This is a genomic window from Acinetobacter sp. WZC-1 (genome assembly GCF_052544965.1).
Window position 1 is genome coordinate 464,846 of record NZ_CP199370.1, and the last position, 20,889, is coordinate 485,734.

Consider the following 20,889-nt stretch of genomic DNA (forward strand, 5'->3'; position numbering starts at 1 on the left):
TGGATTCCCTTATCTTTCAGCAGGATGTTTTTACCAATTTTAAGCGATATACGCAGGGCTGTAATCTGTCTGCTTATTCATGACCTGATCAGGGCGCAATGAATGGGTAAATAATGGTTTTATGGATAGTTTTACCGGATGGCTTGAGTATTTATTTCAGAATTTATCCGGGTCAGGGCATCTTTTAATCCTGGATAATGCATCCATTCATAAAGGCAAAGAAATAGAGCAGCTTGCCAGAATGTATCATGTACCTGTATACAGTCCTGATTTAAATCCAATTGAACAGGCATGGTCTGTACTGAAAAGGAAATCAGGAATATTGTCAGTCAGCAGAATATTTCCATCTGTGAGGCTCTGGATATCGGATTTAAAGAAATGTAGCTGTTAATTTGCATGTGGCTATACCAATGCCTTCTGCAGAAACAGCATTCATGGTCACCACCTGTATGGGAGATGTGGCTGTTGTAGTATTGCGGGGCGCAGCGGTGCTGCATGCTGTGGTGATCACTGCCAGCACACTGTAAAAAACCGAAACTTTCAAGCGTACAGAGGGCATGCAAAACATCCTGATTCTGCTTTCTATTGCAGTTTATTCAAGCAAAAATCACCCTGCACGGCAATTGGCTTTAAGGCAGCGGATTGTATGAGTTTATTAACTCAGCTCAGTCGCAGCAGAATTCAGCCACAGCAGATTTATGATTTATCGCGGTGTTCCATTCCATCTGTTGTCGTCCTTTCCGGATACTGATCATCCGGTTCCAGATTTTCATGCAGCCATTCACGCCAGATGGCCAGTAAAACAGCAAGAATGACCGGACCAACAAATAAACCGACCAGTCCAAAGCTGGCGAGGCCACCCAGTACACCAAACATGATCAACAGGAAAGGAATGCGGGTAGCGCCTGAAATCACCAATGGCCGTATGACATTATCGGCAGTGCTGACAATACAGACTCCCCATGCCATAACCCCCAGTGCTTCCACAGTCTGCCCCTGAGAAAACAGCCACAGGGAGACGGCGCTGTAGGCAACCGGAGGGCCAAACGGGATCAGTGCCATCAGGAAGGTGACAATGGTCAGCACCATCGGGTTGGGAACACCTGCCACAAAATAACTGATTCCGGCCAGAATCGCCTGGGCAATCGCGGTTAAACCGACGCCGTAGACGACCGCACGGGTTGTTTCAGAAATGGTGTCAACATAATGATGAATACGTGGACCAATGATTTTTTCCATGGCACCACTGACCTGATGCACAATGGTCTGACCATCACGATAGAAGAAAAACAGTGACATCAGCGCAAAACACAGTTTGATGACATTCCGGGTAATACTGTTCAGCACAAATTTGCCATAGTTCATATGTCCCTGAATCCAGGCACCTATGGTCTGTGACAGGCTGGTGGGATCTGCATTAATTTCGGCGATGGTCCGGCTGATTTCCTTGCCAATAATGGGCAGGTTCTGAATCAGTTCCGGTATGGTTAGCTGTCCGGAAGACAACTGACGATGCAGGTCAAGATATAAGTTTCGGCCTTCATGCTGTAAAATAAATATGGCAAAGGTCAGTGGTAATCCAACCACCAGAATCACCAGCGTCAGCATAATGGAGGCACTCAGGTTGGGGCGGTGTTCACCACAGATCTGTTGCACCCGTTTATACATGGGCCAGGTCATGTAGGTAATAATGCTCGCCCAGAGCACGGGCACAATGAAATATTTGAGTATGTTGAAACCCAGATAAATCAGTATAAAAAACAGCCCAAATAACAGCACACGCTGTAAGGTCGGATTAAACTGTTGCACAAGCTACTCTGATCCATTGATCCATTGATTTATTGAAATTGTCACAGGTTCAGCCACGGAAATTGCAGCCTGACCTGCTGATTTTTTTATGCTGTCTGCTGTCTGAATACATGAGACTCAGAACCAGCTGCCTGAATCTTCAATCAGGGCATCCAATACCGGTTGCCATTGTTGCTGAATGGCCAGATAAGTCTTCTGTTGTTTGTCAAAAACACTCAGGCCCTGCATGGCCAGCTGGCCATAGGCACTGCGTTCGGAAATCCAGGCAACCGGGTTGTGGTCAATTTTTTCAAAAAATTGCTGAATGTCCTTTGAGCTTGCACTGTTGGGTTTCATCCGGTTGGCTACCAGATGTACCGCGACCTTGCCCTTACGGATGCGCTTAATGTCCTGAATGTGTTTTAAAAAACGTCTGGTGCTGTCAATATCAAAAAATGAAGGCTGTAACGGCGTCACAATGGCATGACATTCACTGATTAACTGTTCGGCATGTTCCCCGGTCAGGGCACCTGGCGCATCAATCACCAGGTAATCCAGGTTCCCGGGTGCATCACCAATGGATTTTTCATGGCGCCAGTCCAGGCTTTGAATTGCAGCCGCATCTTCTGCGCGCTGTTTTAGCCATTGCAGTGCAGATTTCTGGGTGTCTGCATCTGCAAGGGCGACCTTATAGCCTTTCTGTGCCAGTGCTGAAGCCAGGGTGATGGCGGTAATTGTTTTGCCACAGCCACCTTTGAGATTTGCAATGAGTATCGTTTTCATGGTCTACAATTCAAATGTGAAAGAGTATCTGCTGTTAGCTTAGCATTATTTTAGCGGCAGGTTGATGAAACATGACAAAAGTCTGGATGTTGTTTACATTGTGCAGAGTTTTCATTTCAGGATAAAAACATGTCCGTCTGGATGGCGATGTTTATTGGTGCCTGTATGGGTATGGTACTGACCACGATTGTGTTGTCAGGGACACGCAATGGCAGAATAAAAGCAGAATATGAGCAATATATTGCAGAACTTGAACTGGAACATCAACAGGCGCTGGTGAATGCGCAGAAACGCAGTGTCAACACCAGCCGTGCCGTGTTAAAGGGTAAAATGGCTGAACAGCTGGCGCCGATTCTGCCAGAATTCCGCTATTTGCCAAGCGACGCCAAATTTCTGGGGGATCCTGTGGATTATGTGGTGTTTGATGGTTATACCGACTTTCGGGACAGTGACGGAAGCGTGCAGGACCTGGACATTATTTTTATTGACATTAAAAGTGGTGGTGCCCGACTGACCCGTGGGCAGCAGGCCATTGCTCAGGCCATTCAGGAAGGGCGGGTCCGTTTTGAAACCGTGCGCATTGATTTTGAGCCCTGATTTTCTGTATGGACGCGGTGTATAGGGTTCAAATCCCGATGATCAGGGCGCAGACAAAAAATCACGAAACTTCTGTATGTTGTTACCGGATCTTAATTTTAAGTCTGGTTTTCAGGCCCAGTATGGGCATATGCTAAAATTGGATTCATCTTGTGCAGGAGTAGCCTGGATATGCGATTAATGATAAAAAGACTGGTCTTTGCAGCAGTCTGGGCCACCAGTGTCAGCTATGTCAATGCAGATCAGTCGGTTGAATATAATATTGCCCGGGGACTGGCGCCTGCCCTGAAAGAACAGACCATTTCTGTGCTTGAGCCGTTTAAGGGTGAATTCCGGATCCTGGGTTCAAAGGAATACAGTCATGATGAGCAGGCTAAATTTTCGCCCATTGATTATGCCGTGACCCGGGGACTATTTACAGAACCTGAAATTGCCAGGCAAATTTCCATTAACCAGTATGACCGGTATCTGAACTGGAAAATGGCACGTCCTCCTGTTCCTGCACGGCTGGCCACCCAACTGGTCAGCAATATGCACATTATTCCTGCGACACCCGAGATTGCCAGTCAGATTAAACAGGTGAAACGGGGTGACCTGGTACGTTTACAGGGCGATCTGGTACAGGTCAATGATAAAAACCTGGTCTGGAAGTCTGCGCTGGACTGGAATGGTGTGGGTGATGGCGCCTGTAAATTGATTCGTGTCAGTTCAATTCAATGGGTTGAAAAGCAAAATATTTAAGTAGCTCAAGTGTCGGATTTGAGCGATATTCCGGAAAGTGTTAAACTCATGTCCCAATCATCGGTAGATTCACAATAAACAGATTCACAATAAAGAGTAACACGTAATGAAAAGCCTGGTTTGTATGACCGCTGTGGTGTTGGGTGCAGGCTTAAGTGCCTGCCAGAGTTCCAGTCCAACCCTGGATGGCAGGACCCATGAATATGCGCTGACGCAGAAATGTCCAACCCTGCTGGAAATGAAAGTGGGTGAAAACCTGGTGTTTAATGCGCCGGAAAATCCAAGTACAGGCTATCAGTGGCAACTGGTGCAGCCTTTAAAGTTATTTAAAACCGAAGAAACCTATTTGCAGAACGAGGCAGAAGAAGCTGTTGTGGGCGCAGGTGGGGAAAAGACATTCCGTTTTCATGCAGAGACAGCGGGCCAGGAATTAATTGAACTGGTTTATGTTCGGGCGTGGGAGTCCAGTAAACAGCCTGAACAGCAATGGCAGTGCCGGGTTCGGGTTTCGTAATATTTTAAAGGTTCAGAGAGTGTTTGCCGCTTAATTTAAGCAAATTGAGGTGTAAAATATTATGCCTTTGACGAAGGTGGATATTTTCATTGTTCCGGCATGTAAATATAATATCTTTTATTTATCATAAAATGTTTTAATTCTGTATCTAAGTTTGATGTTTACTGGTGATATTTCAGTAGATTACGTAGCATGGCAAAATGTAATTTGATGTTGGGATATAAATCATGTTGAAAGTTAATGAAAAAATTGGTTTAACGGTTTTGGCAGCTGCCTTGTTATTAGCTGCGTGTCAACCAAAATCAGAGCCTAAAGAAAAGACAGAGGATCAGCAACCACTTGTCGTAGAAAAGCAACAACAGGTGAAATTTAATGGATCCATCGTCAAAGTTAATAGTGGATTACCTGAATGTAATCATGATAACTGTGCAAAATTTGAAATTGAACGTTTACAGAGTAATTACCCATTTATTGATAAAATAATTGATCAGGAAATTCTGAAAAGTGTAGCTCAGGTTGTAGAAACTCCAGAGATGAATACAACGGAAAATGCGGCGTCATCTCCTGCTGAAAACGCTTCGTCTGAAAAGACACCATCTTCTACTGCTGACCAGCCATTAGTGAAGGAAATTACCCCGTATGCTCAGGCGTTTATTCAGTTGGATAAACAGTCAACGGCAAGTAGCCCTGATCATCATATTCAGTTAATGATTAAACCTTCTATTTTAAAGACAAATGATGCATTGGCAGTAGTAGCACTTGAGATGGATAACTATTTAAGTGGGGCGCATGGCTCTGGAACTAAACAGTATTATAATTTCGATTTAAAACAACAAAAACTGATGCAATTAGATGATTTATTAGTGCCAAAACAAAAATCGGCGTTAGAGCAGCAAGCCCATGAGGTATTTAAGGCATGGGTAATGGAATCTGAGCTGACCGATAATTTAAAAGAATATGAGCAAATGTGGAAATTTCATCTTTCTGATAATTTTACATTGGATGAAAAAGGACTGTTATTACAATATGGTGAATATGATATTGCGCCGTATGCGGCAGGCCTGCCTTCATTGGTTATTCCATATGACAAATTACAGGGGATTCTAAAGCCTGAATATTTGCCAGAAACTGTAAAGGTTGCTAAGCCATAGGGTGTGCACTCCGTGATCCTGTCACCTGAGGCCTGAAAAACCATCGGTGACAGAAAACGGTATGGAGCATTCGATCCCTCGAATTTTCAGTTCAGTCTATCGATTTTCCTCTTTGCTTATTTTTTTAGCTGGATGATTGATTGTCCAGTTTTCCGAAATGCCAGGCATAAGTGATATAGGGTAAATCAATCTGATCCTGTGGGTGTTTGCCTGTATAGTGCAGCACAATCTGTTCAAACTGCTGTTTGAGTTGTTGTTGCTGTGCTGGCGGCATACAGGCAATAAAACTGGTGGAAAGCAACCGCTGGCTCACGACATGTTCCACCGTCCCACGGTGCAACTGGGAAAATACTTTGACACTGTTCAGCTGAAACAGGGATTGGTGTTCAAAGACCTGTTTCCATTCGTCACTATGATAGCGCGGCGTGTCACCTTCCAGTGAAATGAGCAGATCTGCCAGTGCTTTAATCCAGTCGATACTTTCATCGCGCTGGTTCCAGACCAGTCCCAGCTGTCCTGTGGGCGTCAGTACCCGGTGAATTTCCTTCAGGGTTTCCATATTGGCAAACCAGTGAAAAGACTGCGCGCATAAAACAGCATCTACTGTCTGGGATGCCAGGGGCAACTGATCACTGCTGGTCTGAAGCGTCTGTATGTCGGGATGCCGCATTTTTAACTGTTGCAGCATTTCTGTGACAGGCTCAACCGCGGTAACATGCGTTGTTGCCTGTTTCAGATAATTCAGGAATTTGCCTGTGCCTGCGCCCAGTTCCAGGGCCACCGATTCAGGACCGATCTGCAGTTCATCCTTCAGCCACTGGACAATCTGCTGTGGATAATCCGGACGGGCCTGTTGATAAAGTTCTGCCGCAGAACTGAAGCCCTGCTGTGCCGCAGGATGTAGGGAATCTGTCATATTTTGCGCTTTTTTATCTGGCCATGATCTATAAAATATGACACTGAACAGGATCAATAGACAAGTGATCCATTCACTGGATTTTTATGCTGAACAGTAACAGCGCCCACTTTCTGGTATTGCAATGGATAAGCAGATAATTTTTGAAGATGAACATATCAGGGCAATTTACCTGGAAGGGAAGGCAGAGACACTGGTTTTTTCGTTTGGTGATCTGATTACCCGGGCCAAAGGACTGGCGATTAATGCAGAAAAATCACTCGATAAATATGGCTATGCTGTGATTGGCATTATGCCTAAGCAGAAATCATGGTTTCCGGCTTCATGCATGCAGGCATTACTGCAGCAGTTGCAACCGATTCTGGCACAATACCGTTATATTGTGGGTTATGGCGGCTCCATGGGTGGCTATGCGGCCATTAAATATTCCGGCATACTGCATATGCAGCGGGTGGTGGCGATGGTCCCGCAATATTCAATTGACCCAAATGATGTCGAAGACCGCCGTTATACAGATTTTTATGATGTGCATGTTAATGGAGATATGCGTATTCAGCCACAGGATATTGCTGGCGATTGTGAATATATCATGGTCTATGACCCGTATTTTCAGGCTGACCGTGAGCACTATCAGAAAATAAAACCGCTGATTCCACAGCTGCATACCCTGAATTTACCTTATACCGGTCACGATGTCATTGCCGTACTGGCGAGTTCATCGCTGTTGCATGATTTGATTGAGCATCCTTATGATCCGGTTTATTTTTATCGGCAAATACGTGAAGTCAAAAAAAACAGTAAATACTATTACCGCAGCGTCATTGCCCATTTACTGGGAAGCCACAATGCCGCGCTCGGGAAAATTCTGAAAGCGAATGATCTGCAGCTCGAAGGCAATTTTCTGGATGCCGGTTTAAAACAGACGATTACCCGGATTTTGCTGACCAACAAACGGGTGGATGAGCATGATTTGCTGAAACTGGGCATCGTTGTCAATTTACCGTTTGAGAAAAAAGCACAGCTTCAGGACAGTTTTGCAAAGGTGCTGGTATTTAATATGATTACGCAGAAAATTGAAAGCTATCAGCAGCAGGTTATTGATATTAATGGTAAATATATTATTCCGCTGAATGTTCGTGAGAGCGGGCTGGCGCAGGTGGAGATCAGCCAGCAGCGTTATCTGATCTGTATGAATGACCGCCGGGTAACCCGTTTGTTTCCGCTGGATCAGGCCCTGCCATTGGATATGACCCCGGTTATGATTAAGAAATGTCCGGAATTTTATGTGCTGATGTATAAAGCGCTGTATATGAGCTGTGATCTACAGGGCAATTGCAGTTTTGAACTGGATGCTGTGCAGGAGACTGCAAAGTTTGTCATCATTTAAGCCTGAACTATTGCCTTGTGTAACATAAAAAGTGCATGGATGTATTCTATCTGACGCTGTGCTGGGTTAAATTCAGTGTGGTCTTTTAAAAAACAGGTTTAAATCATGAAGGCAGTTTATCTGGATCACGCATCACTGGACAAAAATGATCTGGACCTGAGCGCACTGAAGCGGCTTTTTGATGAGTTAATCCTGTACCCGGTGACAGAAAAAACACAGCTGTTGCAGCGTGTCCATGATGCTGAGGTCATTATCAGCAATAAAGTCATGCTGGATGCTGAGATCATCCGCCAATGTCCAGCGCTCCGGCTGATTCTGATTTCTGCGACCGGGACCAATAATATTGACTTAAAACAGGCATCGGCACAGGGCATTGTGGTTTGCAACTGCCAGGGTTATGGAACTGCATCTGTTGCACAGCATACCCTGTGTTTAATGCTGGCAATGGCGACATCACTGATGAAATATGATCAGTCCGTCAGACAGGGGCAATGGAGTCGGTCGCCGACCTTTTGTATCCTCGATTTTCCGGTGATTGAGCTGGCTGGGAAGACATTGGGCATTATCGGTTATGGTGAGCTGGGACAGGCTGTTGCAAAACTGGCTGAAGCCTTTGGTATGAAGGTACTGATCGGTAGACTTGAGGACCGGCCGGAGCATCCGGATCGTGTACCCTTTGCCGACTTATTGCCTCGGGTTGATTTTTTAAGCCTGCATTGTCCCCTGACCACAGAAACCCGGGATTTAATTGGCGCGGCTGAATTTGCCGTCATGAAACCTTCAGCATTTTTAATAAATTGCGCACGTGGCGGCATTGTCAATGAACAGGCGCTGGCAGATGCACTGAGGCAGAAACAGATTGCCGGTGCTGCAATGGATGTGCTGATTGAGGAACCCCCGCAACCTGATCATGTGCTGCTGGCAGATGATATTCCCAATCTGGTGATTACCCCGCACAGTGCCTGGGGCAGTGTTGACGCCCGTCAGCGAATTGTGGATCAGATGGTGGAAAATACCGTGGCATTCATGCAGGGGCAACCCATCAGACAGGTGAATTCAACTGGATGAATTAACGGGGAATCCCTTCATCTGAACCCGTATGCTCTGAATCTGATGCATTTTGATCAGCTCCTGTGGCAGGTTGTACAGCCGTCTGTGGGTCTGTGCCCGGGTTTTGCTGGGCAGTATTTCCCGTGGTTGCCACAGTTTCAGATGTGACGACCTGACGGTTATCATCGGTTACCGGCGTTGTCGCGACAACTGGCGCAGTAGCTGTCGTCTCTGCTGAAGACTGGCTTAATTGCTTTTGTTCAATCGGGACGCCGCCGCTGTTGCCGACGATGGCATCTTTGGCCTGATTGACCTTTTTCACGGTAGCATCCACACCTTTTTCAGCTGCTTTACCAATTTTCCCCGCCGTATTTTCTACAGTTTGCTGGGTCTTATAGCCTATTACCTTAAAGATATTGGGATTATCTCCATAAGGGGGCGGCGTTTTCGTTTCTGTCGGTGTCTGGGCGTACAGTGCTGTTGCCGTCAGCATTGCTGCTGCAATAGATACGATTTTCATCTGCTTTATCATGGATCGATTCCTTTACAGTATGCGGGCTGATGGCAGTATTGTGCTACATCAGGGACGAAATATGAACTGTCTTTGACCAAAAGGCTCACCATTGCAGTAAGCCTTCTGGGACATCTGATGAATGACGGAAAATCTGTCTTTCAAACAGGCAACTCAGCGTGCTGACAAGCTTTAGATAGTCTTATGATAAAGCGAAAAATCCGAAAAGTTGATTTTGAGATAAAAATTACACAGCTCGTCAACATCTCAGAAACATATAGGTATGAATTGTTAATGCTGTGTTTGAGAATGAATATAAGTAATTATTATTTTTTTAAATTAAAAAAATATCGGCAGAATACTTGCAAAGGCACCGTCCCGACAGTTTATCCCGGTCAGTGACGGCGCCCCTGCCATGCCATAAACTGTAATAGGCTATGATTGTTAAATAATATAAGGGAATTAACAATTAATTCCCTTATATTTCAGTATAATATTTTTACCAATTTTGAGTGATGGAAAAACATTCGTTGATGGCTGCGGTATTCCTGTTGCTGTATGATTAATGCTGCAATATTGAAATATCAGCAACACGTGTAAATAAATCACGTAGCTGAGCAAGCAAGCGTAAACGGTTGGTTTTTAATTCAGCATCATCCGCCATGACCATGACATTTTCAAAAAATGTATCAATCGGTGTACGAAGCGCAGCCAATTGAGACAATGCAGCAGTATAGTCCTTTGCGGCCAGTAAAGGTTCAATTACTGGTTTAACGGTTTGAATCTCTGCATAAAGTGCTTTTTCAGCAGCTTCAATCAGTCTGGATTCAGCAATTTCACCCTCAGGCTGCTGTTCTTTTGCCAGGATATTGGCAACCCGCTTATTGGCAGCGGCCAGGGCGGCAGCTTCAGGCAAGCCACGGAAATGATTTACCGCCGTCACACGCTTATCAAAATCAAGGGGGGATTTGGGTGACAGGGCTTGAACAGCTTGAATCACATCAACGGCAACGCCCTGGTCTTCATACCTGGCGCGATAGCGTCCTTCCAGGAAGGCAACAGCATCTGCAAGCGTTTTATCTTGATCTGTCAGGACTGCGCCATAGGCATCCAGCGCCAGACGAATGAGCGTTTCAATGGATACATCCAGATGATTTTCAGTCACCAGACGTAAAATACCAATGGCGGAACGACGTAGTGCAAACGGGTCTTTCGAACCTGTTGGTGCCTGGCCAATTCCGAAAATACCTGTGAGCGTGTCTAAACGATCTGCCAAGGCAAGGGTGGTACCGGTTTTGGTTGTCGGTAGAACATCGCCAGCAAACTTAGGTAAATATTGCTCACCTAAAGCTTCAGCCACTTCATCATTTTCGCCTTCAATACGTGCATAGTAGGTGCCGGCAATGCCCTGTAGTTCAGGGAACTCGCCCACCAGTTCGGAAGTCAGGTCACATTTTGCAAGCAATGCTGCTTTTTCAGCATCTGCCGGATTTGCACCTGTAATGGCAGATAAAGCGACCGCTAAATGAGCAATACGTTCAGATTTGTTCCATAGTGTACCCAGTTGTGCCTGGAACACCATATTGGCCAGCTTTTCCTTACGTGACGCCAGTGGCTGCTTCTGGTCCTGAAGGAAAAAGAATTCAGCATCAGACAAACGGGGCCGAACCACTTTTTCATTGCCTTCAATAATCTGAGTCGGGTCTCTGGATTCAATATTGGAGATGGTAATAAAGTAGGGCTGTAATTTGTGGTTAGCATTGACCAGACAGAAATATTTCTGGTTGTCCTGCATGGTGGTGATCAGCGCTTCCTGAGGTACTGCAAGAAAACGTTCTTCAAAGCTTGCACGTAGCGCAACAGGCCATTCAACCAGTGCAGTCACTTCATCACGCAGATCCGCAGGGACAATGGCGATTGCATTGACTTCATCCGCCAGGGCCTTGACTTGTTGGTCAATGATTGCCTGACGTTCTGCAAAATCAGCGATCACATAGGCATTGCGCAGCGCATCCAGATAGGCATCCGCATGGGTAAGTGTAATCGCCTCAGGCGCATGAAAACGGTGACCATGGGTCTGGTTGCCGGTTTGGTGATCCTGAATGGTTGCATCAATAACCTGATCATCCTTCAGCAAAACCACCCATTTGACTGGACGCACAAATTCAGTCCGGCTTGCTGCTGAACGCATACGTTTTGCAATTGGCAGGTTATCCAGTGCAGTCTGTAGAATCTGTGGAAGTAAGGCATCCAGATCTTGACCCTGTACATCCTTTAAATAGCATACTTTTTCTACTTTACCGGCCTGAAAGGTGGAAAGTTGGTCAACAGTAATGCCCTGACCACGCATAAAGCCTTCCAGTGCCCGGGTCGGCTTGCCGTCTGCATCATAAGCTGCCTGTACAGCAGGGCCATCAAAGCGTTTTTGTGTATCTGGCTGAGCACCATCTACATTGGTAATTTTCAGTGCAAGGCGGCGTGGGGCAGCATAGGCTTCAATGCATGAAAAGTTCAGACCTGCAGCATTCAGACCTTTTTCTGTTTCGGCTTGCAGTGCCTCACTTAAGACTTTCAGACTTTTCGGTGGTAATTCTTCGCAGCCCAGTTCGAATAAAACAGTATGTTGTGTCATTTTAGTTTTTCTCCGCCTTTGCTGCATCTGCTTCAGCCTGTGCCTTCAGCTGAGCCAGGACTTCATCACGTAAATGGGGTTCTGCCATCGGGAAGCCGAGTGCTGCACGTGCCTGAACATAACTCTGGGCGATTGCACGGGCCAGGGTACGGACCCGTAGAATATAGCGCTGACGTTCAGTGACGGAAATGGCGCCACGGGCATCCAGCAGGTTGAAGCAATGTGATGCCTTGATGACCTGCTCATAGGCCGGCAGTGGCAGTTTTGCCTCCATCAGGCGATTGGCTTCCGTTTCGTGGAAGTCGAAAAATTCAAACATTTTTTCAACATTGGCATATTCAAAGTTATAGGTGGACTGTTCCACTTCATTCTGATGAAACACATCGCCATAGGTCACTGTACCAAACTGGCCCCTGGTCCAGACCAGGTCGTAAACAGAATCCACACCCTGTAGATACATGGCCAGCCGTTCCAGGCCATAGGTGATCTCGCCGGTGACCGGATAACATTCCACACCACCGACTTGCTGGAAGTAAGTGAACTGCGTCACTTCCATACCGTTTAACCAGACTTCCCAGCCCAGTCCCCAGGCGCCCAGGGTAGGTGACTCCCAGTTATCTTCCACAAAACGGATGTCATGGACCAATGGGTCAATGCCAATGGCTTTTAATGAATCCAGATACAACTGCTGAATATTGTCCGGATTTGGCTTTAACACCACCTGGAACTGGTAATAGTGCTGCAGGCGGTTTGGGTTCTCCCCATAACGGCCGTCCTTCGGACGGCGTGAAGGCTGCACATAAGCCGCATTCCAGGTTTCTGGCCCCAATGCGCGCAGAAAGGTTGCCGTGTGAAATGTTCCGGCACCCATCTCCATATCGTAGGGCTGTAATACTACACACCCCTGTTCAGCCCAATAGTTTTGTAAGGCAAGAATTAAGCCTTGAAATGTATCAATATGCGATATGGCGCGACTCATGCAGCATCCATTAAAATCAGAGGAAAAATTGGCTTTAAGTATAAGGATTTTGGGGAGGTGTGGCAAAGGCTTCTCTGCAAAATTCAGTCAGCAATCAGATCTATGTGGCCTGTATAAAGCAATGAAAACACGCAATGAACAATCCGTGCTGATTTGCGATGTATTCGCCTGGCTGTCCGGACAGCCAGGCGACCGGAAATAAAAGTACCGAGGTGCTTTTGAGTGTCAGTGAAAGTACCAGTAAATAAAGGCTGGAACCAATACAATGCACATGATGTTCAGCACCAGTCCGACCCGCATCATCTCACTCTGGCGGATATGACCTGTACCAAAAACCACGGCATTCGGCCCGGTGGCAACCGGCAGCATAAAGGCACAGGATGCTCCGATACCCACCACCAGCACCAGCATCTCCTTTGGCACACCAACCTGACCGGCAATTGCCGCAAATACGGGAACCATAAGGGCTGCAGTGGCAGTATTGCTGGTAAATTCGGTCAGAATAATCAGGAATGTAGCAACGAGTACAAGAATTAAAAATGCAGACGCATGACCGAAGGCGCCGGCAAGGGCCTGTCCCAATACCAGTGAGGTGCCGGAGTCCTTGAGGATACCGCTCAGTGTCAGGCCACCGGCCACCAGTAAAAGAACTCCCCAGTCGGTATTATTTGCGACGTCTTTCCAGCTGGCGGTGCCGGTAATCACGACCAGACAGGCGGTTACCATGGCAATCCAGGTGTCCGGCTGGCTGATGCCCAGATGGTCACTGATGTTTTTACTGCACACCCAGGCCAGTGCTGTGCCGACAAACAGCAGCATGGCGGTTATGCGCATACCGGTCCAGCGGATGTTTTCGGTCTGGAAGGTGATTTTCTGATTCAGCGCCGGGCGTAATACCAGATATAGACTGGCGAGCATGGCCGGGAAAAGCAACAGCATCATGGGCAGCCCGACCTTCATCCAGTCGCTGAAGTCATAGCCAATCGCTTTGGCCGTAATGACATTGGGTGGAGAACCCACCAGTGTGCCCAGTCCACCGATGCTGGCGGAGTAGGCAATCCCCAATAAGATGAAAACAAAGGTTTTTCGTTCCCGGACGGTGTCCATGTGTGAGAGCAGCCCCAGTGCCAGCGGCAACATCATAGTGACTGTGGTGACATTGGAAATCCACATGGAAAGTACAGCAGTTGCCGCAAACATCATCAGTACCGCAGCGCCGAGATGCCCCCTGGAAATGGTAATAATCCACATGGCAATTTTCCGGTCCAATTTCTGGACACGCAGAGCTGTGGTCAGGGCAAAGCTGCCGAAAAGCAGGAAAATAATGGGATTGGCAAAGTCACTCAGTGCTTTGACTGTACTGATGGGAACCAGTTTTCCATCAGTCTCAGCCGGTATGCCGATCAGTACCGCCAGTACCGGCACCAGCAGTGCAGCCACAGTGACGTGAATGGCTTCTGTTAACCACAGGGTGGCAATAAAGAACAGCAGGCTTATACCTTTACGGGCATTTTCATCATAGGGGAGAATCTGAAACAGACCGAAGGAGAGTACGGCAGCAACAAGAATAATGATCCAGCCTTTCAGCAGGCCTCTGGGCATGATATGGGCAGGTGTTTCGACAGGAGATGCAGTGTTCATGGGAGACCATCCTTTAGCATTGCTGAATCAGCTGCATGGACCAGGATGCAAAGTGCGGACTCATACAATTGGTTTTTTTAATCAATTTACCGCCGGTTAATCAGGTTAACGCTCATCCGGGATATTTTTTAATCCATTGTGGACTTTGTCGGAAGATCTGCCTGCTGGCAAGTTCAGGATAAGAAAAATAACATAATTGAATATTTATCGATATTCTGCTGGAAAATGGCGGATGAAACTGTGGTAGATGGATGTTCGGTGATCATGCGGCTAAAAATAAAAGCGCCGAAGCGCTTTTATCAGATGGGTTAAAAGAACCAGTAAATAAAAGTGGAAATTAATGCAATGCACATGATATTCAGCACCAGTCCGACCCGCATCATTTCACTCTGACGAATGTGACCTGTACCAAAAACAATGGCATTCGGCGGAGTTGCAACCGGCAGCATAAATGCACAGGACGCACCGATGCCAATCACAATCACCAGGATTTCCTTAGGCATGCCCATATGATCTGCAATGGCAGCAAAGACAGGCACCAGCAAGGCAGCAGAGGCGGTATTGCTGGTGAACTCGGTCAGGAAAATAATAAAAGCGGTCACAATGACAATCACCAGAAATGGAGAAGCCTGCCCAAAGGTGCTGGCCAGTGTCTGTCCAAGCACCAGCGAAGAACCGGAATCTTTTAGCACAGCGCTTAAGGTCAGCCCACCACCGAACAACAGCAATACACCCCAGTCGGTATTGTCTGCGACATCTTTCCAGCTGGCGGTTCCCAGCATGACCACCAGACAGGCGGCAACCAGTGCCACCCAGGTGTCCGGCTGGCTGATGCCCAGGCTGTCACTCAGACTTTTACTGAAAATCCAGGCCAGTGCTGTACAGATAAACAGCAGCATGGCTGCAATACGACTACCGGTCCAGGGAATATTCTCAGTCTGAAAGCTGATTTTCCGATTCAGCGTTGGACGCAGTACCAGATACAAACTGAGTAGCATAGCCGGCAGAATCAGCAGCATCATGGGCAGACCGATTTTCATCCAGTCTGCAAAATCATAACCGAGTGCTTTGGCGGCAATGGCATTGGGCGGAGAACCCACCAGTGTGCCCAGCCCACCGATGCTGGCGGAGTAGGCAATCCCCAGTAAAATAAAAATAAAGGTTTTACGCTCCCGGGCTGCATCAATCTGTGAAAGCAATCCCAGTGCCAGCGGCAGCATCATTGCAGCAGTTGCTGTATTGGAAATCCACATGGAAAGCAGTGCCGTTGCTGCAAAAATCATCAGCACCGAAATGCCCAGGTGCCCCCCGGAAATGGAAATAATCCACATGGCAATTTTGCGGTCCAGTTTCTGGATCCGTAAGGCCGTGGCCAGTGCAAACCCTCCAAAAAACAGAAAAATAATGGGATCTGCAAAGGTGCTGAGGGCTTTGGCTGTGGTGATGGGGGCCAGTTCTCCCTTGCTTTCAGCCGGCATACCGGTGAGTACCGCCAGTACAGGTACCAGTAAAGCAGTGATGGTGATATGAACGGCTTCCGTCAGCCATAAAATGGCAATAAATAACAGCAGGCTTAATCCTTTACTGGCATTTTCATCATAAGGGAGAATCTGAAAAAGACCGTAGGACAGCAATGCAGCAACAAGAATAATGATCCAGCCTTTCAATACCCCTCTGGGCATTGTACTGTCAGGTGCTGCAGAAAGAGGTGCATTCATGGAATATCCTTATAATCTAAGTCGTCATGAGCTGAATTCATAAAATTTCTGACTCGTATGGACCTGGTTTTTAAGAGAAATTGAAATATAACATTCTCCAGGGCATTCATGAAATTCTAAATGCTCAGTATAAAACCCGGTCTACACCTTTTGATGACATTATCCTGCTGGAGCATTCTGAATGCAGTGGCGGATGATTTAACTGTGGTCTGCACGGGGTTATCAGATTTTCTGATTCCATAAAGATATAATTGAAATACCTGTTCAGAAGGGTTTGCAGTATACTCAAGCCATTGATCAGTGACGTAAAAAAGTCAGGGAAGGTGCAAGGTGCGTTTAGCCCGGCAGCAATGGTTAAATACTCTAAAACCCAATTTTAAAGTGATGCCGCTGAAAGAACGGCTCTGGTGTACCCTGGGGGCATTACTGGGGTTGGTGATTTCATCATGCATCAGCTGGTGGGTACTGGGCGATGTTCAGGCCTGGTATATCGCTCCGATGGGTGCATCTTCCGTATTGTTGTTTGCGGTCCCGGCAAGCCCGCTGGCACAGCCCTGGAATATGGTAACGGGCAATATTATTGCTGCCATGATCGGAGTCAGCTGTGCCCTGTATATCCCCGATCTGACCGAAGCATTCAGTCTTGCCGTGGCGCTTTCCATTTTACTGATGATGACCACGGACTCCCTGCATCCACCGAGCGGTGCAGTTGCCATTACTGCCGTACTGGGCGGTGAACCGGTACATCAGCTGGGCTACAATTTTATTCTTTATCCGGTTTTATTGAATTCAGTGCTGCTGTTACTGGTGGCGGTGGTTTTTAATCGGCTGCTGGGAAAGCAATATCCTCAGGCAGTGCAGCTGAATACCCGTTCCAGTGACCCGACCCCGACCCAGAAAGTCAGCATTCAGCCGAAGGACATTCAGGATGTACTGGAACATCAGACGGAGCTGCTGGATATCAGTGAGTATGATTTACAGAAAATCATTCTGGAAGCGCAGGAAAAAGCCAATGCGAGGGCGGTCAGTATTTATCAGTGTCAGGACATTATGAGCCGGGATGTGATTTCCCTGCACATGGAAGATGACATTCCACGGGCGCTGGATAAATTCAGACAGGTCAATTTAATGAGCTTACCGGTGGTGAATTCCAAGCATGAACTGGTGGGAACACTGGCCTTATATGAGGTCGTGGAATGGTTCAGGCGCGCAGCAGATCCAAGGGCGTCATGGGAACATCTGGTGAAACAGATCATGGACCGTAAGGTGGTCACAGTTCAGCCGACACAACCCATTCAGGACCTGGTACCTTATTTTGTGGAGCGTTCCTTCAATTATATTCCAGTGGTTGAGCATCAGCAGCTGGTGGGCATGATCAGCCGTGCCGATATGATTGCGGCATTGCAGCAACAACTGAATCGTTTATAAATACCATTTTAAATCAGATAGATAAAAAAATGCTACGACAGAATAGGGGTGAATCGTCGTAGCATGGAAATTGACTGTAAAAAAGCTGCTGTGAATGAAAGAAAGGCTCAGTGCCTGATACTGTCTTCGTCCTGCACGGTGCGAACCGGATGCTGATAACCCGCCGGGGCATCCAGTTGTAAATCCTGTTTTGGAATCAGGAGCCACAGCACCAGATAGACCAGAATTCCTGGAAATGCAGCACTCATGATGGAAACCAATACGAAAATAATGCGTAATAAGGTTACATTCCAACCAAAACGTTCAGCAATACCGCCCATGACACCGGCGATCATATTATGTCGGCTGGAACGATATAAACCGGATTTGGCCATCTGAACTCTCCTCAGAAAATAAATCAATGGTATGGAACTGAATGAAAATAACATTGCATCTACGTACAGTACATGCTGTTCATTGTGGGATTTTTAAAGTCCGCAGCAATGATAAAATGTTCATTTTATGTAGCTGGCAACATTAAAAAGTACTTTCATTCATACTGATCATTTGTAAGTTTCAGTATTGCAGTCAATTAAGGGCTAAAGATGTACCTTCTTTGTACTTTTGTAAAAAGCGGAGCGCTTTAAAAAATGAACAGAACAATTTGTTGTCTGGTGTGAGTTATGGAAACAGGTGACAGGGGAGATATTGCAGTGATCAGGTTACAATGATCAGAATAAAAAAACCTATCTGAATCGATAGGTTTTTTTGAAATCCTGGTGGGTCGTCCGCGACTCGAACGCGGGACCAACGGATTAAAAGTCCGCTGCTCTACCAACTGAGCTAACGACCCATAACGGGCTTAAAACTGAATCATGGTGGGTCGTCCGCGACTCGAACGCGGGACCAACGGATTAAAAGTCCGCTGCTCTACCAACTGAGCTAACGACCCATCGTCGTTTTAATGCAGCGTATTTTAACAAGATCCTCATCAAGCGCAAGCGAAAATTAATAAACTTTGTTACGTTTGATTAGAAATAACACAATTTAGAATCACCTGAATGGGTATGATCCGTTTCGTTCATTTAAAAGCGGTATTGATAGGCCTGTATGTTGGCATGGACCTCCACAGTAAGATCAGCATATGCTGTGGCACCTGGCAATAGAACCAGCAGGGGGTCAGTAGTCTGGTCTAAATCAAAGCCTTGTTCCTTCAACTTATTTTTCTGATATTTAAAGGTTCCTGTGGTTTCAACAGTCTGCTGAATACGCAGAAATACAGGGACAGCGTAGGATGGTAATTCCTTTTTAAATTCAGCCACCATGTCGCTGAGGTCCTGCGCAGACAGGATTTCACCCGCTGTCAGAGTAATGGCTGCCATTCCTGCACGACCATTGGTGTTGGGAATTTCCACGCCATAGACCACCGCTTCTGAAATTTTAGGGTATGCACTGACAATATTTTCAACCTCAGTGGTGGATACATTTTCACCTTTCCAGCGGAAAGTGTCCCCCAGGCGATCTACAAACTGTGCATGACGAAAACCGATATCCCTGACCAGATCCCCGGTAATAAAATACGAGTCGCCCTGTTTAAAAACGTCATGCATGATGACGGATTTATTTTTCTCCGGGTCAGTATAGCCATCAAAAGGGCTGCGGCTGGTAATTTTGCCAATCAATAGGCCGACATCGCCCTTTTTGACTTTCTGACAGAAGCCCTTGCTGTCGCGGACTCCTTCGTTTGTTTCCTTATCAAATTCGATAATGGCATAAGGCGTTGGGGAAAAGCCGACGGTATTGTCAAAATTAAAGATGTTACTGAAACCGACATTACCTTCACTGGAGGCATAGAGCTCGAGTATTTCCTCAATGCCAAAACGCTGTTTGAATTTACCCCAGATATTGGGACGCATGCCATTGCCAATCATTTTGGTTACCCGGTGAGCGCGATCAATTTCTGAGGCCGGATTATCCATCAGATAACGGCACAGCTCACCCACATAGCCAATGGCAGAGGCATTGAATTTCTGCACGTCAGTCCAGAAAGCAGAAGTTGAATACTTGCGGCGAATGGCAAAAGCAGCGCCACCGGCAATCACGCTGCACCAGCATACCACCATGCCGGTTGCATGATACAGTGGCAGGGTGCAGTACATGACATCGTCTTCATTCAGGTTCAGGATGTGACCATAGGTCCCATATGCCAGTGTCCATCGGCTGTTGGTGAAAATGACGGCTTTGGGTAATCCTGTGGTTCCCGAGGTGTAAATGTAAAATAGCCCATCCTTGCCTTTGACATGATGTGTGGTTGGTACATTGAATTTTGGAAATTGTTCCATCTGTTCAGCTAGGTTGATATAACCCTGCGGTGTATTGCCTGTGCTTTCACGGGTTGGCTGGTCTGCAAACCAATGCAGCCGATCCCCGGCAATATTTAAGTCCTGGCGGATTTCATCAATGGCCTCGCGGCATTCTTCTCCGACAATCAGGGCGATCGGCTGTACCAGGTTGATACTGTGAACCAGGACTTTCCCGGTTTGTGAAGTGTTGACCAATGCCGCAGTGATTCCGGTCTTGGCCAGTGCAATCACGGTTGCAATCATTTCAGGGCGGTTTTCCAGCATGACGGCAATGCAGTCACCCTTTGATGCACCAAGGGATAAAAAATAATGCGCAATCTGATTGGCCCATTCATTCAGTTCCTGGTAGCTGTAGCGCTGATCTTCATAGAGCAGGGCATCACCATAGGGATTGCGCTTTACTGCTTTTTCAAAAGCCAGCCCCAGACCGGCAGCGGTGTTCGGTGTACGGAAATAAGCTTCTTTCAGGCCTGTGATCAGGTTCGGCACTTTTTTCATAAATCTGGGTAGACGTGCTGCAACATCAGCAATACTGATCAAATCGTTTTGTGGCATCTGGCTCATAGGAATCCTGTTTTTTCCATATTCCGAAACTATTTATAGGCAATTTATTTTGCAGTAACTTTGCAGCTTTCTTTGATCAGAACGGCTCAGGCGGACTGCCAGGTCCTGCAGAAGCATTCAAAGTGCTCTGGTTAAAGTACCAAAAAA

19 protein-coding genes and 2 tRNA genes are annotated in these 20,889 nt (G+C 46.7%); 9 read left to right on the forward strand and 12 right to left on the reverse strand.

Annotation, left to right across the window (positions count from 1 at the left end; genetic code table 11):
- Positions 1-121 precede the first annotated feature (121 nt).
- Positions 122-391: a transposase gene (locus tag ACT6PV_RS02200; protein WP_445114872.1), complete on the forward strand. Its 270-nt coding sequence runs from the start codon at positions 122-124 to the stop codon at positions 389-391.
- A 305-nt stretch (positions 392-696) separates the two neighbouring features.
- On the opposite strand, the gene ACT6PV_RS02205 is transcribed toward ACT6PV_RS02200, so the two are convergent.
- Together ACT6PV_RS02205 and ACT6PV_RS02210 are read right to left on the reverse strand one after the other, a co-directional pair.
- Positions 697-1,809, reverse strand: coding sequence for an AI-2E family transporter (locus tag ACT6PV_RS02205; protein ID WP_445114873.1), 1,113 nt, complete (start codon positions 1,807-1,809; stop codon positions 697-699).
- A gap of 117 nt (positions 1,810-1,926) precedes the next feature.
- Complete coding sequence (locus ACT6PV_RS02210; RefSeq protein WP_445114874.1) at positions 1,927-2,571, reverse strand: ParA family protein; 645 nt, start codon at positions 2,569-2,571, stop codon at positions 1,927-1,929.
- 129 nt (positions 2,572-2,700) lie between these two features.
- Between ACT6PV_RS02210 and ACT6PV_RS02215 the strand changes: the two genes are divergently transcribed.
- The 4 genes from ACT6PV_RS02215 (at position 2,701) to ACT6PV_RS02230 (ending at position 5,574) form a co-directional block, all read left to right on the forward strand.
- Complete coding sequence (locus ACT6PV_RS02215) at positions 2,701-3,168, forward strand: Holliday junction resolvase-like protein (RefSeq protein ID WP_445114875.1); 468 nt, start codon at positions 2,701-2,703, stop codon at positions 3,166-3,168.
- Positions 3,169-3,348: 180 nt separating this feature from the next.
- Positions 3,349-3,909 carry a hypothetical protein gene (locus tag ACT6PV_RS02220; protein ID WP_445116999.1) on the forward strand — a complete coding sequence of 187 codons (561 nt, stop codon included), beginning with the start codon at positions 3,349-3,351 and terminating at the stop codon, positions 3,907-3,909.
- Positions 3,910-4,015: 106 nt separating this feature from the next.
- Positions 4,016-4,423 carry a protease inhibitor I42 family protein gene (locus tag ACT6PV_RS02225; RefSeq protein ID WP_445114876.1) on the forward strand — a complete coding sequence of 136 codons (408 nt, stop codon included), beginning with the start codon at positions 4,016-4,018 and terminating at the stop codon, positions 4,421-4,423.
- Positions 4,424-4,650: 227 nt separating this feature from the next.
- Positions 4,651-5,574, forward strand: coding sequence for an RsiV family protein (locus ACT6PV_RS02230; protein WP_445114877.1), 924 nt, complete (start codon positions 4,651-4,653; stop codon positions 5,572-5,574).
- Between the two features lie 124 nt (positions 5,575-5,698).
- Here the strand turns inward: ACT6PV_RS02230 and ACT6PV_RS02235 are convergent, their stop codons facing one another.
- A complete protein-coding gene (locus tag ACT6PV_RS02235) occupies positions 5,699-6,490 on the reverse strand; it encodes a class I SAM-dependent methyltransferase (protein ID WP_445114878.1) in 792 nt (263 codons plus the stop codon).
- Between the two features lie 124 nt (positions 6,491-6,614).
- Between ACT6PV_RS02235 and ACT6PV_RS02240 the strand changes: the two genes are divergently transcribed.
- Together ACT6PV_RS02240 and ACT6PV_RS02245 are read left to right on the forward strand one after the other, a co-directional pair.
- The gene (locus ACT6PV_RS02240; RefSeq protein WP_445114879.1) at positions 6,615-7,877 is read left to right on the forward strand and encodes a hypothetical protein; all 1,263 of its coding nucleotides are present in this window, start codon (positions 6,615-6,617) and stop codon (positions 7,875-7,877) included.
- Positions 7,878-7,982: 105 nt separating this feature from the next.
- On the forward strand, positions 7,983-8,945 hold the full coding sequence (locus ACT6PV_RS02245) for a 2-hydroxyacid dehydrogenase (RefSeq protein WP_445114880.1): 963 nt from the start codon (positions 7,983-7,985) through the stop codon (positions 8,943-8,945).
- Position 8,946: 1 nt separating this feature from the next.
- Here ACT6PV_RS02245 and ACT6PV_RS02250 read toward each other — a convergent pair whose 3' ends face one another.
- From ACT6PV_RS02250 to glyQ, 3 genes are all read right to left on the reverse strand, one after another.
- Positions 8,947-9,447: a hypothetical protein gene (locus ACT6PV_RS02250; RefSeq protein ID WP_445114881.1), complete on the reverse strand. Its 501-nt coding sequence runs from the start codon at positions 9,445-9,447 to the stop codon at positions 8,947-8,949.
- Between the two features lie 553 nt (positions 9,448-10,000).
- Positions 10,001-12,070 (reverse strand): glycine--tRNA ligase subunit beta, encoded by a 2,070-nt coding sequence (glyS, locus tag ACT6PV_RS02255; protein WP_445114882.1) that lies wholly within the window; start codon positions 12,068-12,070, stop codon positions 10,001-10,003.
- 1 nt (position 12,071) lies between these two features.
- Positions 12,072-13,049, reverse strand: coding sequence for a glycine--tRNA ligase subunit alpha (gene glyQ, locus ACT6PV_RS02260; RefSeq protein ID WP_445114883.1), 978 nt, complete (start codon positions 13,047-13,049; stop codon positions 12,072-12,074).
- Here glyQ and ACT6PV_RS02265 point away from each other — a divergent pair.
- Positions 13,048-13,251 carry a hypothetical protein gene (locus ACT6PV_RS02265; protein ID WP_445114884.1) on the forward strand — a complete coding sequence of 68 codons (204 nt, stop codon included), beginning with the start codon at positions 13,048-13,050 and terminating at the stop codon, positions 13,249-13,251. The two genes, glyQ and ACT6PV_RS02265, sit on opposite strands and share 2 nt — an antisense overlap.
- 23 nt (positions 13,252-13,274) lie before the next feature.
- Here the strand turns inward: ACT6PV_RS02265 and ACT6PV_RS02270 are convergent, their stop codons facing one another.
- On the reverse strand, positions 13,275-14,690 hold the full coding sequence (locus tag ACT6PV_RS02270; RefSeq protein WP_445114885.1) for an SLC13 family permease: 1,416 nt from the start codon (positions 14,688-14,690) through the stop codon (positions 13,275-13,277).
- Between the two features lie 308 nt (positions 14,691-14,998).
- Positions 14,999-16,408, reverse strand: a complete 1,410-nt coding sequence (locus ACT6PV_RS02275; protein ID WP_445114886.1) for an SLC13 family permease — start codon at positions 16,406-16,408, stop codon at positions 14,999-15,001.
- Positions 16,409-16,792: 384 nt separating this feature from the next.
- On the opposite strand from ACT6PV_RS02275, the gene ACT6PV_RS02280 reads away from it, so the two are divergent.
- Positions 16,793-17,836 carry an HPP family protein gene (locus ACT6PV_RS02280; RefSeq protein ID WP_445117000.1) on the forward strand — a complete coding sequence of 348 codons (1,044 nt, stop codon included), beginning with the start codon at positions 16,793-16,795 and terminating at the stop codon, positions 17,834-17,836.
- Positions 17,837-17,943: 107 nt separating this feature from the next.
- Here the strand turns inward: ACT6PV_RS02280 and ACT6PV_RS02285 are convergent, their stop codons facing one another.
- The 4 genes from ACT6PV_RS02285 to ACT6PV_RS02300 all read right to left on the reverse strand — a co-directional run bounded on the left by ACT6PV_RS02285 (position 17,944) and on the right by ACT6PV_RS02300 (position 20,742).
- The gene (locus tag ACT6PV_RS02285; protein WP_445114887.1) at positions 17,944-18,210 is read right to left on the reverse strand and encodes a PspC domain-containing protein; all 267 of its coding nucleotides are present in this window, start codon (positions 18,208-18,210) and stop codon (positions 17,944-17,946) included.
- A gap of 382 nt (positions 18,211-18,592) precedes the next feature.
- A tRNA-Lys gene (locus ACT6PV_RS02290) sits at positions 18,593-18,668 on the reverse strand.
- A 23-nt stretch (positions 18,669-18,691) separates the two neighbouring features.
- A tRNA-Lys gene (locus ACT6PV_RS02295) sits at positions 18,692-18,767 on the reverse strand.
- 133 nt (positions 18,768-18,900) lie between these two features.
- Positions 18,901-20,742, reverse strand: coding sequence for a long-chain-acyl-CoA synthetase (locus ACT6PV_RS02300; RefSeq protein ID WP_445114888.1), 1,842 nt, complete (start codon positions 20,740-20,742; stop codon positions 18,901-18,903).
- Positions 20,743-20,889: the final 147 nt, after the last annotated feature.